We start from the raw sequence: 12232 nt of genomic DNA on the forward strand, positions 1-12232 counted from the left end.
TTACTCTCCTGCTGCAATTAAGCCCGGCGCCTGCGTCCCGGCGAACGCATGTCGCAGGGTCTCGGGAATGGCCCGGGGTTTCAAGTTGTCGGCGCGCACACAGGCCACCAGAAACTGCCCTTCGCAGAGCAGCACATCATCCGCAGCCCGCCTGACCTGTTGACGAAAACGCAGGCTGGCACGGTTCAATTCGATCACATCGGCGCTGATCACCAGTTCGTCATCCAGGCGCGCCGGCGCGTGATAACGCGCCTCGGCAGAATGCACGACGAACAACAGGCCCTCACCAGCAAGCGTCGACTGGGCATAACCCAGCTCACGCAGACGCTCGGTGCGAGCCCGCTCCATGAATTTGAGGTAGTTGACGTAGTAGACGATGCCGCCCGCGTCGGTGTCCTCGTAGTAGACCCGGCAACGGTGGCTGAACGGCTGCACTTCGTTTGGCGCGCGCATACTCTAGTCCTCGGCCTGCTGCTTGCCAATCCGGCCCGGTAACAATTTTTTCGTCATTCGTCACCTGCCGAGAAAAGATCGCCACCGGCCTGCTCGCCAGCGCGCTTGGGAATGTTCAGCCCGAAGTGCAGGTAGGCGTGACGAGTGACCACACGCCCGCGCGGGGTGCGCATCATGTAACCCTGTTGAATCAGATAGGGTTCGAGCACATCCTCGATGGTATGGCGCTCTTCGCCGATGGCCGCTGCCAGGCTATCGAGCCCGACCGGACCGCCATCGAACTTCTCGATCATGGCCAGCAGCAGGCGACGATCGGAATGGTCGAAACCACGCTCGTCGACATCCAGTAGATTCAGGGCCTGATCGGCAGTGGCCTGGGAGATCTGTCCGTTACCGCGCACTTCGGCAAAATCGCGCACACGGCGCAACAGTCGGTTGGCGATACGCGGGGTGCCACGGGCACGACGGGCAATCTCAAAAGCGCCCTTGGCCTCGATGGGCAGGCCGAGAATGCCAGCCGAGCGCGAGACGATGGTGGCCAAGTCGTCGATGCCGTAGAACTCCAGGCGCTGGACGATGCCGAAACGGTCACGCAGCGGGTTGGTCAGCATGCCGGCGCGGGTGGTGGCGCCGACCAGGGTGAACGGCGGCAGATCCAGCTTGATCGAACGCGCGGCTGGACCTTCGCCGATCATGATGTCGAGCTGGAAGTCTTCCATCGCGGGATACAGCACCTCTTCGACCACCGGCGAAAGACGGTGAATCTCGTCGATGAACAGCACATCGCCGCTTTCCAGATTGGTCAGCAGCGCGGCCAGATCACCCGGCCGCTCGAGCACCGGACCGGAGGTGCTCTTGATTGAGCTGCCCATTTCCTGGGCGATGATATTGGCCAGGGTAGTCTTGCCCAGGCCTGGCGGACCGAAGATCAGCGTATGGTCGAGCGCCTCCGCCCTGCCCCGTGCAGCCTGGATGAACAGCGCCATCTGCTCACGCACCACTGGCTGACCAATGTAGTCAGCCAGGCGCAGCGGACGAATGGCTCGGTCCTGCTGCTCTTCGCGCTCACGCGGGCTGGAGGTTATCAGGCGATCGGCTTCGATCATCGAGGGGTTCCACTAAGAGTCCATTGAATTGCAATACAGGATGGAAAACCGCGCAGCATTTCCCCCCCCCAGAAAGCTGGTGGATGAAAAAGGCGTCATCCACCCTACGCCATGCCGCGCAGCGCGCGTCGGATCAAATCTTCACTGCTCAGACCATCCTCCTTGACCACGGCAACTGCTCGACTGGCCTCCTGCGGCTTGTAGCCAAGGGATATCAGGGCACTGACGGCGTCATTCTCCGCGCTTGAGACTGCCTGAGCCAGTTGAGGTTCAACCACCAATGGCGCAATGGACGGTATCGACTCCCAGGCCTTGAAGCGATCCTTGAGCTCGACCAGCAGACGCTCGGCGGTTTTCTTGCCGACACCCGGGACCTTGACCAGGGCCGCCGTGTCCTGAGACTGCACGCAGCGCACCAACTCGTCGACCTCAAGACCCGACATCAGCGCCAGCGCCAGCTTGGGGCCAACGCCATTGAGGCGAATCAACTCGCGAAACAGCTCACGCTCACGCTTTTCGAAGAAGCCATACAGCAGGTGTGCATCTTCACGCACCACCAGGTGAGCGTGCAGGGTGACCGGCTCGCCCACCGCAGGCAGACGATAAAGGGTCGTCATCGGCACTTCCAGCTCATAACCGACGCCATTCACATCCAGAAGCAAATGCGGCGGCTGCTTCTCCGCCAGGGTGCCGCGCAAACGTCCGATCACCACTGCTTTCCTTTAATACGATTACAAACGAAGACGGCCGCCACGCCGCTTGGCGCCGGCGAGCCCATGGGGAATGAGACTCTGTCGGTGATGGGCATGGCACAGGGCGATGCCCAATGCGTCGGAAGCGTCGATCTGCGGTTTCTGCACCAGCTTGAGCAGATGCATGACCATCATCTGCACCTGCTGCTTGTCCGCCGCCCCGGTACCGACCACAGCCTGCTTGACCTGGGTCGCGGTGTACTCGCTGACCTCCAGCCCTGCCTCCACCGCCGCGACGATAGCGGCGCCACGCGCCTGCCCCAGCTTGAGCGCCGAGTCGGCATTGCGCGCCATGAACACCTGCTCGATGCCCATGGTCACCGGCCCATGGGTACGAATAACCTCGCTGACGCCGCGAAAGACGATCTGCAGCCGCTCGGCCAATGGCCCGTTGCCCGTACGAATGCAGCCCGAGGCCACGTACTCGCAACCACGCCCGGTATCGCGCACCACGCCATAGCCGGTAATACGCGAACCCGGGTCGATGCCTAGAATCAGGGTCATATCAGCAACTGTCTATTTATCCAGTTGGCGAGTATACGGGGGTCCTAATGCGCCGTCACTCGTGACGCACCGGTAGAACCCGAGAAAACCGTAGGGTGGGCGTAGGGTGGGCTTCAGCCCACCAGGGTTGTTTGCCATGCTGGGCTAAAGCCGATCGCCGCCCGTCCCACCCTACGTCCGGGCGACAAGCTGCTTCAGCCGAGCTGCTCCATGATCTCGTCGGAGACTTCGGCGTTGTGGTAGACGTTCTGCACGTCATCCAGGTCTTCGAGCATGTCGATCAGCTTGAACACCTTCTGCGCAGTTTCCAGGTCGGCAATCGGCGCACTGATCGAGGGGATCATGGCGATTTCCGCTTCCTCGGCTTTGAAACCGGCGGCGCTCAGTGCTTCGTTGACGGCATGGAACTCGGTGAAGCTGGTCGACACCAGGCCCGAACCGTCCTCGCCCATTTCCACATCGTCGGCACCGGCCTCCAGAGCCGCTTCCATCAGGGCATCTTCATCGACACCCGGCGCAAAGCTGATCTGCCCCTTGCGGTCGAACATGTAGGCGACCGAGCCGTCGGTGCCGAGGTTACCACCGCACTTGGTGAAGGCATGGCGCACTTCGGCGGCGGTGCGATTGCGGTTATCGGTCATCACCTCGACGATGATCGCCACGCCGCTCGGTGCGTAACCTTCGTAGCTGAACTCGACGACATTGTCGGCTTCGTTGTTGCCGGCACCACGGGCAATGGCGCGGTCGATCACGTCACGCGACATGTTGTTGGTCAGCGCCTTGTCCACCGCCAGACGCAGACGCGGGTTGTCCGCCGGGATCGGACCGCCGTGCTTGGCGGCGACTGTCAGTTCACGAATCAGCTTGGTGAAGATCTTGCCGCGCTTGGCGTCCTGACGCCCCTTGCGGTGCTTGATGTTGGCCCATTTGGAATGACCAGCCATAACTCACTCCATCTATAAGGTTTTACAATTGCCGGGGCGCAAGCACTTGAGTCTCTCCACCCCATAACGAAGAAGCCTGGAATCACCAGGCTTCTTTTGCAGGCTTATTCGGCCTTGGCTTGCTCGCGCAGGCGGATGTGCAGCTCGCGCAGCGACTTGTTGTCGACGACGCCCGGCGCCTGAGTCATGACGCAGGCTGCGCTCTGGGTTTTCGGGAAGGCGATCACTTCGCGGATCGAGCTGGCACCGGTCATCAGCATCACCAGGCGATCCAGACCGAAGGCCAGGCCGCCATGGGGCGGTGCACCGTACTTGAGCGCATCGAGCAGGAAGCCGAACTTCTCCTGCTGCTCTTCTTCGCTGATGCCGAGCACACGGAACACGGTCTGCTGCATGGCCTTGTCATGAATACGGATGGAGCCGCCGCCCAGTTCGGTACCGTTGAGCACCATGTCGTAGGCGCGCGACAGCGCGGCAGACGGGTTGGCCTCCAGCTCCTCGGGGCTGCAGCTCGGCGAGGTGAACGGGTGGTGCATGGCGGTCAAGCTGCCGTCGTCGTTTTCCTCGAACATCGGGAAGTCGACGACCCACAGCGGCGCCCACTCGCAGGTCAGCAGGTTGAGGTCATGACCCAGCTTGATGCGCAGCGCGCCCAGGGCCTCGCTGACGATCTTGGCCTTGTCGGCACCGAAGAACACGATATCGCCATCGACAGCGCCCACGCGGTCGAGGATGACATTGATGTTGTCCAGCGGGATGTTCTTGACGATCGGCGACTGCAAACCGTCAACGCCGGCAGCGCGCTCGTTGACCTTGATATAGGCCAGACCCTTGGCACCATAGATGCCGACGAACTTGGTGTAGTCATCGATCTGCTTGCGCGGCATGCTCGCCCCGCCCGGTACGCGCAGCGCGGTGACGCGGCATTTCGGGTCGTTGGCCGGACCGGCGAATACCTTGAACTCGACGTCCTTGAGCTGATCTTCAACATCAACCAGTTCCAGCGGGATACGCAGGTCCGGCTTGTCCGAACCGAAGCGACGCATGGCTTCAGCCAGAGTCATGTGCGGCAACTCGCCGAACTCGACATCCAGCACTTCCTTGAACAGGTTGCGCACCATGGTCTCGGTGATGTCCATGATGTCTTTTTCATCGAGGAAGCTGGTCTCGATGTCGATCTGGGTAAATTCCGGCTGACGATCAGCGCGCAGGTCTTCATCGCGGAAGCACTTGGCGATCTGGTAGTAGCGGTCGAAGCCGGCGACCATCAGCAGTTGCTTGAACAGCTGCGGCGACTGCGGCAGGGCGAAGAAGCTGCCGGCGTGGGTACGGCTCGGCACCAGATAATCGCGCGCACCTTCCGGGGTAGCGCGAGTCAGAATCGGTGTTTCCACGTCGAGGAAGCCGTTGTCGTCGAGGTAGCGACGGATGCTCGAGGTGATGCGCGAGCGCAGTTTGAGCTTCTCGGCCATTTCCGGGCGACGCAGGTCGATGAAGCGATAACGCAGGCGGGTTTCTTCGCCAACGTCGGTGTACTCATTGAGCGGGAACGGCGGGGTTTCCGCTTCGTTGAGCACTTCCAGCTCATAGCCCAGCACCTCGATGGCGCCGGACGCCATGTTCGGGTTGACCGCGCCCGCTGGACGCAGACGCACCTTGCCGGTGATCTTGACCACGTATTCGCTGCGCACGCGGTCAGCCTTGGCGAAGGTATCGGCACGATCAGGATCGAACACCACCTGGGCCAGACCTTCACGATCACGGATATCGAGGAAGATCACCCCGCCATGGTCACGGCGACGATGTACCCAGCCGCAAAGGGTGATTTCCTGGCCATCCAGGCTCTCGTTCAACTGGCCGCAATAGTGGCTGCGCATCATGATCGTGTTTCGCTTCTCTAAGGTCTTGGATAGGTCGGGCAGCCCCCAACGCCCTGGGCAGGAGCTACACCACAGCGAACGTCCAACCGTACGCCGCGCTTCGATAAAGAGCGGGATTATATAGCGTAAATCGTCATGACGCAGCCGCTCGGCAGATGGCTTCTATAATGAAGGGCGCCTCCTGTCTGGAGAACGACCATGGCCCGACCCCATCGCAGCGACCTGCCCAGTGATCTGCTGGAAGACTTTCGCCTTGACGCCGCCGAGCAGTTTCCCCGCTGCGAGCAACTGCTGATCGAACTGGAGCGAGCGCCAAAGAGCACGGAACGGCTGCGCGAGCTGTTTCGCCTGATCCATACGCTCAAGGGCAATCTGGGTTACGTCGAGCTCAACGAGCTGATGCCACTGCCACAAGCCATGGAAGACGTACTCGATGCCCTGCGCTCGGGCCGCCTGACCTTCGACAGCCTGCTCGGGGACATATTGCTGCTCAGCCTCGACCATCTGCGGGCATTGGTCGCTCAGGCCCTGGGCGGCGCCGAAGCCACCCCGGACAGCACGCAGGTCAGCCGACTCTGCGGCGCGCTTCAGGCGCTGGCCATGACGCCGAATGAGCGACAGACCGACGTACGTCTCGAGCTGCTGCAGCAGATGGACCCCAGCACTCGCCTGCAATTCACCGAAGAAGTGGAACCCAGCAAAAGCGCAGCACTGCTTGCACGCCACGCAATCGTGATCCAGCCTGATCTGCAGTTCTTTTGCGCACTGACCGAGGCAGCCGAACAGCGCTCCCCCTACTGGCGAGGCCGCAACCTGCGCCTGCTGGAACTGGCACTGAGCATCAATGCAGCGGGCGGATACGCTGAGCAGCCAGAGCAACTGGCGGCCGCAGTCTGCTTGCATGATCTGGGCATGGCCTTCCTGCCACTGGAGCTCCTGCACAAGCAAAGCCATTTCAGCCGCGAAGAACGACGCATGATGCAAGGCCACCCACGCCTGGCCAGCGACCTGCTCAAACGCATGCCTGACTGGTCAGCGGCCATGGAGATCATCCTCCAGCATCAGGAACACGCTGACGGCTCTGGCTACCCCAAAGGCCTGCGCGAAAAGGAGATTGCCCCAGGCGCACTGATCCTGCATATCGTCGACACCTTTGACGCAAGGACCCATGAACGTGCACACCAGACTTTGAGCAAGCGTCCATTGCTACGCGCCATACTGGAAATCAACAACCTTGCCGGCCAGCAATTCAGCGCCCATTGGGTGGAGGTGTTCAATCGCACTCTGCAGCAGAAGCCTAGGCTGGCGCACGGCTGAACGAGCATTGCGCCACGCACAGGATTGACGCCGCCAAAGCAGGATTTATTGAACCGTCAGCTATCAATAGCCTCTAAACATCGCTCTCATTGATATAAGCCAAGATCATCTCGACGCCCTGCGTGTTAGGCTCTCACCAACACTGCGGGATAGACACCCTGGGCTCACCTGAAAGGAGAAAAACCATGGAAATCAATATCGGAATCGCCGAACAGGATCGCGCCGCCATCGCCGAAGGCCTCTCGCGCCTTCTGGCCGACACCTACACCCTGTACCTGAAGACCCATAATTTCCATTGGAACGTCACCGGTCCGATGTTCAACACCCTGCACCTGATGTTCGAAGGTCAGTACACCGAACTGGCCCTGGCGGTTGACGCAATCGCCGAACGGATCCGTGCACTGGGCTTCCCGGCGCCAGGCACCTACGCCGCCTACGCCCGCCTGTCCTCGATCAAGGAAGAGGAAGGCGTACCCAGCGCCGACGATATGATCAAGCAACTGGTGCAAGGCCAAGAGGCCGTCGTACGCACTGCGCGCGGCATTTTCCCGCTGCTGGACAAGGTCAGCGACGAGCCGACTGCCGACCTGCTGACCCAACGCATGCAGGTACACGAGAAAACCGCCTGGATGCTGCGCAGCCTGCTCGCTGCTTGAGATACTCAGAGGCCCGGTGATCCGGGCCTTTTCATTAGGCAGGCAGCCTTGCCCTGATCTATGCTCTGGCCATTCGCCATTGAGTTTCCGACACCCATGAGTCAACCAGCCAAACCGCCCAGCATCATCGATCTGTATCCGGAGGAAACCCGCGAGGCGGCCGAACTCCTGAAGCAGGCCGTACCGCTGATGATGCGCCACGACATACCGCCAAATCCGGTGCACTACGCGCTGTGGTACACCTACAGCAGAGGCGGCGAACCCGAGCTCAACCGCCGCCTGGACAAGGTGGTCGAAGACTTCGACGTGTTCCCGCCGGAAACCGCCAGCCGGCTGTTTCGCGACTACATCATCCGCGGCGAACTGGAGGAAGCGCGCGCCGGCCAGCAGCAGGTAATCGAGCTGGTCGATGATATCGAAGGCGACGTCTCACGCAGCGTGATCGGCGGTCTGCATTACCAGCAGAGCCTGAGCCAAGGCCTCAGCGCACTGCAGGAACCCATCACCGACGATCTACCCAGCGTGCTCAGCGAGCTGCAGGAAAGCACCCAACTGATGCAGGATCAGCAGGAAAAATTCCTCTATCGCCTACGCGCCGCTCAGCAAGAGATCACTCACCTGCGCAGCCAACTGGAACGCGCACATCTGGCAGCAACACTCGACAGCCTGACCCGCGTATTCAATCGCCATGCCTTTACCCGCCTGCTGGAGCGCGCCCTGAACGAGTCACAGCAGGGCCTGGCGCTGGTGATTCTGGATATCGACCATTTCAAGCAGTTCAACGATCAATACGGCCACCCACTGGGTGACCGCGTACTGCAACACGTCGGACAACTATTACGCGACCTGCTGCCACCAGAGGCCTTTGCTGCGCGCTACGGCGGCGAAGAGTTCTGCGTGGTACTGCGCAACTGCGCCAACCTCAACGAAGTTCTCGATTTCGCCGAACAACTGCGCCACAAGATCCAGTCACTGAGGATCAAGGTAAGGCGAACGGACCAGATTCTGGACAGCATCACCGCGTCCTTCGGCTGCGCCATGGCCGAAGAAGGCGACACATTCGAATCCTTGCTCACTCGGGCCGATGACGCGCTTTATCAGGCCAAACGCGCCGGCCGCAATCAGGTCCACCCGATTACCAGCGAAACGATGCTAAGCGCTTGATTTGAGAAGCCCCCGCCTTTGCTGTTAAATAGCCTTGCACGCCGCATTACCGTTCTGCGGCGTCGCTACCCTTGTATACCGGCGCGCGTCGTTGCCGTTCGACTGGCAACCCTTGAAGCGCGCTCTCTCCGCAACACCTTGAGTCATCATTCAATCAGTGAGTTCATCGAAGATGTTGAAGATTGCCCATCTCGTGACAGGGTTCGCCGCCCTGCTGCTGTCTGCCGTACCCGGTTTTTCCACTTCGTTCCTGACCACCCCGGATGCCATTTATCTGGCCCTCATCGGCCTGCTCAACCTGCTTGCCGCAGCGCAACAACAGAACGCCCACGCCGCGCGTCAGCAACTGCAGGGGCTGTCATCGGCTCTATTGATACTGGCTGCCGTGGTACAGAGCCTGATCCTGCTTGCCCCGCTGCCAAGCATCGGTAGCCAACCCGCCATCTGGCTGCCGCTTCTGGCCTTGGTAATCGCCGTGGCACTGAGCCTTGCAGCGCAACTGAACACGCAGCCGCGCAGCGCAGACCAACGTGTGTCCGCACCAAAAGCCAGTATCAGCACCAGCGTGACGCCAGATGATCGCGAGACCGGCACCGTCAAATGGTTCAACACATCCAAGGGATTCGGCTTCATTTCCCGCGACTCGGGTGACGATATCTTCGTGCACTTCCGTGCCATTCGCGGCGAAGGTCACCGCGTACTGATCGAAGGCCAACGCGTGGAGTTCTCGGTCATGCAGCGTGACAAAGGCCTGCAGGCAGAAGACGTGATCGCAGCAGCCCCTTCGCGGCGCTGAGCTGCACGCAAAGAAAAGCCCGGGAAACCGGGCTTTTTCATATCAGTAATGAGGTGGCGGCGCTTCATCTTCGGCAATACCCGCCTGACCACTCAACTCCTCCTGGCGTCGCGCCAGAACCGTCAATTGCAGCTGCATCCGCTCGATGCGCCTGCTCTGCTCGACCAGCTCATCGCTGAGCGCCTGAATAGTGTCATCCTGAAAAGCCAGGCGGCTCTCCAGCTCCATGATCCGCGACTCGAGACTCATGCTGGCTCTCCGGCAAACTGAAAATCCTCGGTCAGCACCAAGCGCAGCTTGTCGATGATCTGTCCCACCTTCTGCCCGGCATAAGGCTGCGCAGGATGGCGCCCCCACACCGGCGCGGGCCAAGCGACATCGTCACGTCGACGCACGATCACATGCATATGCAACTGACCGACCACATTGCCGAGCGTAGCCACGTTCATCTTGTCGGCGGCAAAAGTGTCCTTGAGGATCTCCGCCAGCAGCGTGGTTTCCTGCCACAGCCGACGCTGATCGTCAGCGTCGAGCTGGAACAGCTCACTGACCTCCTCACGTCGCGGCACGAGGATGAACCAGGGGTAATTGGAGTCATTCATCAGCAGCAAACGACACAGGGGAAAATCCCCGACCAACAGGCAATCCTGCTGCAGACGCGAATCCAGAGCGAACATGACGGTCGTCCTCCTTTTAAACGGATCGATCAAGCGTAGCCCCAGCGAGGGCCAACCTATGGCGCGCAGCATACGCTGGCTCAGTCGAGACTTCATCTGGCGACCACGCACCAACGCAAGGCAGCCCGAATGCACGCGCACCGCAGGCGTGCACCATTTTGTTTCTTCCCGTAATAAACACTGCCAAGCGTTACCGGGGCAGCAATATGAACGCAGGCGATAACGCCTGCCGCTGTCCGGACGCGAAGAACTGGCATCGCTCAGGCAAACCCGCGCCAGACGCGGGATCAGCGTCGCTGATCGACACACTGCATGCCAGAAAATCAAGGTTTTAGCGGGACATCCAGGTTTTGAGCACGACTTTTGCTATCTGTGAAAGCAATGCTCGGCTAGCCGTGCAGTCGATCAATAACAGCGGCCCCAGACACCTCAGAGCCGCGAAAGCGTTGGCATAACGAAACGCAAGGGCAGAGCTACAGATTTGCGACATTCCTCCTAATGCGATGCGACACCAGCATGAACGAAGTCGTAATGAATAGACTGCAACTATCGCCAATATTGGCTGCGTGCTATAAGTTACCGCCGACACAAAAAGAAAGAGCCGCCCATATAACAAAACAGTGGGCAGCGCAACTCTTCTAAACCAAAGGAGCAATCACGATGCAAGTGATGAAGTGGAGCGTAATCGCCCTGGCAGTAGCCGCGGGCACCAGCCAAATGGCAGTGGCTTCCAGCCAGTCCGAGTCCAACGGCTTTATCGAAGACAGCAGCTTCAACATCTTCAATCGCGTTCTGTACATGAACCGCGATTTCCGTAACGGCCCGAACAGCGCAAGCACCTCCGCCAACCCGGCTGGCTACCGTGAAGAAACCGGTCTGGGCATCCGCCTGCTGTATGAATCCGGCTTCACCCAAGGCACCGTAGGCGTTGGCTTCGACGCTCACTCCCTGAGCAGCATCAAGCTGGACAGCGGTCGCGGCCGCTACGGCAATGGCCTGTTCGGACAGACCGATGACGGTCGTGGCGACGATACTCAGACCGAAGTTGGCGGCGCCATCAAGTTCCGCATCTCCGACACCGTTCTGAAGTATGGCAGCCAGTTCACTGCCAGCCCGGTATTCTCCACCGACGACAGCCGCATCCTGCCAGAAGTCACCACCGGTACTTACCTGGTAAGTAACGAAATCGAAGGTCTGGAACTGAGCGCTGGCCGCTTCACCGCCATGAGCAGCCAGAGCGGCACCAGCCGCGATGACATCAATGGCAAGGGCGAAGCCGGCCTGAAGTATGCCAACATCGTGGGCGCCTCCTACTCGTTCACCGACGACCTGAGCGCAGCTTTCCATGCCTCCGATGTAGAGGACTACTGGAAGAAGTACTACGGCAACGTCAACTACAACCTGCCGCTGGCCGAAGAACAGGCTCTGAACTTCGACGTCAACATTTACAAGACCGACTACGACAAGACCTACACCAACACTACCAGCGACCAAGACAACACCATCTGGAGCCTGGCAGCTGCCTACTCCATGGGCGCTCATACCTTCACCCTGGCACACCAGCGCTCTTCTGGTGACCGTGGCTATGATTACGGCGTCGACGGCGGCGGTACCGTTTGGCTGGCGAACTCGGTTCAATTCTCCGACTTCAACCAGAAAGACGAAAAATCCTGGCAAGCCCGTTACGACATCAACATGGCTGAGTTCGGCGTTCCTGGCCTGAGCTTCATGACCCGCTACATCCGCGGTACCGATATGGATGTGGGTACTGGCAGCAGCGAGCAAGAACGTGAGATCAACGTCGAAGCCAAGTACGTGATTCAGGACGGCGCTGCCAAGGACCTGTCCTTCCGCGTTCGCCAGGCGTTCTACCGCAATTCGTTCGAAGGCGACCTGAACGATTTCCGCCTGATCGTCGAATACCCGCTGAGCGTTCTGTAACTTCAGCGCTACTCGATAGCGGAATAAAAGAAACCCGGCCTT

General features: G+C 60.1%; 13 protein-coding genes and 1 pseudogene. 6 read left to right on the forward strand and 8 right to left on the reverse strand.

Annotation, left to right across the window (positions count from 1 at the left end; genetic code table 11):
* From ybgC to aspS, 6 genes are all read right to left on the reverse strand, one after another.
* On the reverse strand, window positions 1-453 hold the full coding sequence (ybgC, locus tag GV002_RS23600) for a tol-pal system-associated acyl-CoA thioesterase (RefSeq protein WP_160020678.1): 453 nt from the start codon (window positions 451-453) through the stop codon (window positions 1-3).
* Between the two features lie 53 nt (window positions 454-506).
* Complete coding sequence (ruvB, locus tag GV002_RS23605; protein ID WP_160020679.1) at window positions 507-1559, reverse strand: Holliday junction branch migration DNA helicase RuvB; 1053 nt, start codon at window positions 1557-1559, stop codon at window positions 507-509.
* A gap of 104 nt (window positions 1560-1663) precedes the next feature.
* The gene (gene ruvA / locus GV002_RS23610) at window positions 1664-2269 is read right to left on the reverse strand and encodes a Holliday junction branch migration protein RuvA (protein ID WP_160020680.1); all 606 of its coding nucleotides are present in this window, start codon (window positions 2267-2269) and stop codon (window positions 1664-1666) included.
* 21 nt (window positions 2270-2290) lie between these two features.
* A complete protein-coding gene (ruvC, locus tag GV002_RS23615; RefSeq protein WP_017361755.1) occupies window positions 2291-2815 on the reverse strand; it encodes a crossover junction endodeoxyribonuclease RuvC in 525 nt (174 codons plus the stop codon).
* A gap of 194 nt (window positions 2816-3009) precedes the next feature.
* On the reverse strand, window positions 3010-3759 hold the full coding sequence (locus tag GV002_RS23620) for a YebC/PmpR family DNA-binding transcriptional regulator (protein WP_160020681.1): 750 nt from the start codon (window positions 3757-3759) through the stop codon (window positions 3010-3012).
* Window positions 3760-3863: 104 nt separating this feature from the next.
* A complete protein-coding gene (gene aspS, locus GV002_RS23625; protein WP_160020682.1) occupies window positions 3864-5639 on the reverse strand; it encodes an aspartate--tRNA ligase in 1776 nt (591 codons plus the stop codon).
* Window positions 5640-5837: 198 nt separating this feature from the next.
* On the opposite strand from aspS, the gene GV002_RS23630 reads away from it, so the two are divergent.
* From GV002_RS23630 to GV002_RS24195, 5 genes and pseudogenes are all read left to right on the forward strand, one after another.
* Entirely contained in the window at window positions 5838-6956 is a 1119-nt protein-coding gene (locus GV002_RS23630) for an HD domain-containing phosphohydrolase (protein ID WP_160020683.1), read from the forward strand.
* Window positions 6957-7141: 185 nt separating this feature from the next.
* Window positions 7142-7612 carry a Dps family protein gene (locus GV002_RS23635; RefSeq protein ID WP_013714439.1) on the forward strand — a complete coding sequence of 157 codons (471 nt, stop codon included), beginning with the start codon at window positions 7142-7144 and terminating at the stop codon, window positions 7610-7612.
* Between the two features lie 96 nt (window positions 7613-7708).
* A complete protein-coding gene (locus GV002_RS23640; protein ID WP_178094800.1) occupies window positions 7709-8776 on the forward strand; it encodes a GGDEF domain-containing protein in 1068 nt (355 codons plus the stop codon).
* Window positions 8777-8948: 172 nt separating this feature from the next.
* Window positions 8949-9209 (forward strand): annotated as a pseudogene (locus tag GV002_RS24490) (cold shock domain-containing protein membrane protein); the annotation flags it as partial.
* A 132-nt stretch (window positions 9210-9341) separates the two neighbouring features.
* Window positions 9342-9572, forward strand: coding sequence for a cold shock domain-containing protein (locus GV002_RS24195; protein WP_162237607.1), 231 nt, complete (start codon window positions 9342-9344; stop codon window positions 9570-9572).
* A 42-nt stretch (window positions 9573-9614) separates the two neighbouring features.
* On the opposite strand, the gene GV002_RS23650 is transcribed toward GV002_RS24195, so the two are convergent.
* Both GV002_RS23650 and GV002_RS23655 read right to left on the reverse strand, forming a co-directional pair.
* Complete coding sequence (locus GV002_RS23650) at window positions 9615-9821, reverse strand: SlyX family protein (RefSeq protein ID WP_075745997.1); 207 nt, start codon at window positions 9819-9821, stop codon at window positions 9615-9617.
* Window positions 9818-10249, reverse strand: a complete 432-nt coding sequence (locus GV002_RS23655) for an HIT family protein (RefSeq protein ID WP_160020686.1) — start codon at window positions 10247-10249, stop codon at window positions 9818-9820. Before GV002_RS23655 ends, GV002_RS23650 begins: the two co-directional genes overlap by 4 nt.
* 660 nt (window positions 10250-10909) lie before the next feature.
* Between GV002_RS23655 and GV002_RS23660 the strand changes: the two genes are divergently transcribed.
* A complete protein-coding gene (locus tag GV002_RS23660; protein WP_160020687.1) occupies window positions 10910-12190 on the forward strand; it encodes an OprD family porin in 1281 nt (426 codons plus the stop codon).
* Window positions 12191-12232 lie beyond the last annotated feature (42 nt).

The sequence above is a fragment of the Pseudomonas sp. 8O genome (assembly GCF_902506495.1).
Taxonomy (GTDB): domain Bacteria; phylum Pseudomonadota; class Gammaproteobacteria; order Pseudomonadales; family Pseudomonadaceae; genus Aquipseudomonas; species Aquipseudomonas chaetocerotis.

Coding starts and splice junctions, on each gene's coding strand:
- GV002_RS23655 (WP_160020686.1), bottom strand. CDS start 10,249: ATGTTCGCTCTGGATTCGCGTCTGCAGCAGGATTGCCTGTTGGTCGGG.
- aspS (WP_160020682.1), bottom strand. CDS start 5,639: ATGATGCGCAGCCACTATTGCGGCCAGTTGAACGAGAGCCTGGATGGC.
- GV002_RS23650 (WP_075745997.1), bottom strand. CDS start 9,821: ATGAGTCTCGAGTCGCGGATCATGGAGCTGGAGAGCCGCCTGGCTTTT.
- GV002_RS23630 (WP_160020683.1), top strand. CDS start 5,838: ATGGCCCGACCCCATCGCAGCGACCTGCCCAGTGATCTGCTGGAAGAC.
- ruvC (WP_017361755.1), bottom strand. CDS start 2,815: ATGACCCTGATTCTAGGCATCGACCCGGGTTCGCGTATTACCGGCTAT.
- GV002_RS23640 (WP_178094800.1), top strand. CDS start 7,709: ATGAGTCAACCAGCCAAACCGCCCAGCATCATCGATCTGTATCCGGAG.
- GV002_RS23660 (WP_160020687.1), top strand. CDS start 10,910: ATGCAAGTGATGAAGTGGAGCGTAATCGCCCTGGCAGTAGCCGCGGGC.
- ybgC (WP_160020678.1), bottom strand. CDS start 453: ATGCGCGCGCCAAACGAAGTGCAGCCGTTCAGCCACCGTTGCCGGGTC.
- GV002_RS23620 (WP_160020681.1), bottom strand. CDS start 3,759: ATGGCTGGTCATTCCAAATGGGCCAACATCAAGCACCGCAAGGGGCGT.
- GV002_RS23635 (WP_013714439.1), top strand. CDS start 7,142: ATGGAAATCAATATCGGAATCGCCGAACAGGATCGCGCCGCCATCGCC.
- ruvB (WP_160020679.1), bottom strand. CDS start 1,559: ATGATCGAAGCCGATCGCCTGATAACCTCCAGCCCGCGTGAGCGCGAA.